This is a genomic window from Actinoplanes sp. NPDC051633, from assembly GCF_040681735.1.
Classification (GTDB): domain Bacteria; phylum Actinomycetota; class Actinomycetes; order Mycobacteriales; family Micromonosporaceae; genus Actinoplanes.
The window spans coordinates 1-1,938 of sequence record NZ_JBFAZH010001337.1; the positions used below are offsets into that span (position 1 = coordinate 1).

Annotated in this window: 2 protein-coding genes and 1 pseudogene; all 3 read right to left on the bottom strand. The window is 70.9% G+C overall.

Going from position 1 to position 1,938, the window contains the following annotated elements:
• Positions 1–468 (bottom strand): annotated as a pseudogene (locus AB0M20_RS40710) (hypothetical protein); the annotation flags it as partial.
• Positions 469–601: 133 nt separating this feature from the next.
• Positions 602–1,162 (bottom strand): MerR family transcriptional regulator, encoded by a 561-nt coding sequence (locus tag AB0M20_RS40715; RefSeq protein WP_364306564.1) that lies wholly within the window; start codon positions 1,160–1,162, stop codon positions 602–604.
• Between the two features lie 121 nt (positions 1,163–1,283).
• Complete coding sequence (locus tag AB0M20_RS40720) at positions 1,284–1,748, bottom strand: bifunctional nuclease family protein (protein WP_364306566.1); 465 nt, start codon at positions 1,746–1,748, stop codon at positions 1,284–1,286.
• Between the last annotated feature and the right edge of the window lie 190 nt (positions 1,749–1,938).

Below are 1,938 nucleotides of genomic sequence, written 5' to 3' on the forward strand. Positions count from 1 at the left end.
GGCGGCGGCCTTCGGCCCGATGCCCTCGAGGCGCTTGAGGTCGTCGGCGGCGCCGTCGCGCTGCGCGGGCACCGGCGCGGGCTGCGCGGCGGTGAGCTCCGGCGGCTCCACCAACACGGCGGGCTCGGCAGGGTCGGGCTCGGCGGGCGCCGTCTCGGCGGCGGCGACGGTGGCGGGTACGGGCTCGGCGGCGACGGCCGGCACGGGCTCCACGACAGCCGGCGTGCTCTCGGCGGCCGCGACGGTCGCCGGCACGGGCTCCGCCTCGACAACGGGTTTCTCTTCGGCGACCGGCGCAGCTTCGGCGACCGGCTCGGGCGACGCAGCCGGCTCCGGCTCCGGCTCGGTTGCCGCAGCCGGCGCGGCGGGCGTCTCGGCCGCAACCGGCGCGGAAGCACGCCGCCCCCACACCAGCCACCCCGCGAGAAGGCCGATCAAAAAGGCGACGATGGAATAGACGACTGCCACGGGGGACCTCCGGGCCACGGGCTCAAAATGACGACGCGAAGCTTCGCACATGTCAATGCCTCCGGCCGCATTCCATCCCGCGTGTCGGACTCGGTGTCACCCGAACGTCAAAAGCAGAAGACCGAGCGGGAGGTCAGCCGGCCCGGCGCCGCGCCCGGCGCGCGGCCAGCTCGTCACCGGCGGCCGGCTCGGCCGGCAGGTCGGTGCCCACCGGTTGCGGCGACGCCGGCTCGGCGGGCAGGTTCGTCAGCGAACCCTGGATCTCCTTGAACGCCCCGCCGATAGCGATGCCGAACACGCCCTGCCCGCCCTGCAGGAGATCGACGACCTCCTCGGGCGACCGGCACTCGTACACGGTCGTGCCGTCGGAGATCAGGGTGATGCCGGCCAGATCGTCCACCCCGCGCGAGCGGAGCGTCTCGATGGCCCGGCGGATGTTCTGCAACGACACGCCGGCGTCGAGCAGCCGCTTGACGACCTTGAGGACCACGAGGTCGCGGAAGGAGTAGAGCCGCTGCGTGCCGGAGCCCGATGCGTCGCGGATCGAGGGCACGACCAGGGTCGTACGCGCCCAGTAGTCGAGCTGGCGGTAGCTGATCCCCACCGCGTGGCAAGCCGTCACCCCGCGATAGCCGACGGATCCGTCCTCGCCGAGATGGCCCTGATCGCCGCCCGCAAGAGGCTGATCGTGCATGCGACTACCTCCCCGCTGCCGCTTCACCCGGACGTCCCGAGCCTATATCTCAGCACCGCGGGAAACAGGCACGTAATGCCGCGACACGCCGCGTCCGGAGGAACGCACCGGTTCGGGCGGATTATCCCGCGAAATCCTCGGGACGAACCTGGTCGAGGAACTCGCGGAACTTCTCCACCTCGTCCTCCTGCTCGTCCGGAATCACGATGCCCGCCTCGGTGAGCACCTGATCGGCGCACCGGATCGGGGCACCCACCCGCAGCGCCAGCGCGATCGAGTCGCTGGGCCGCGCGGACACCCGGAGCTCCTCGCCGATCAGCAGATCGGCGTAGAACACGTTGTCCTTCAGCTCGGTGATCTCGACCGCCTTCAGCGGCTGCTGCAACGCCGCCAGGATGTCCCGCAACAGGTCGTGGGTCAGTGGACGGGCCGGCTTGACGCCCTGCTGCTCGTACGCGATGGCGGTCGCCTCCACCGCGCCGATCCAGATGGGCAGATACCGATCCCCGTCGACCTCCCTGAGCAGGACGATCGGCTGGTTGCTGGGCAGCTCGACCCGAACCCCGACCACGCTCAGCTCGCGCACCGCCCGCCTCCGTGTGTCGCCGTTTCATAAGCCGTCCGGAAGAACGGCTGCCCTACTCCTGAACCGTACACGCACGCTGTCCCGGTCCGTCCGGAGCGGCATACCCGAAACCGGAAGATATAGCCTTCAGTCCGGTCAAGGGCGGTGGTGGGGCTGCGGACGGCATTTCACCGCCCGAGTTCGCCCCGCA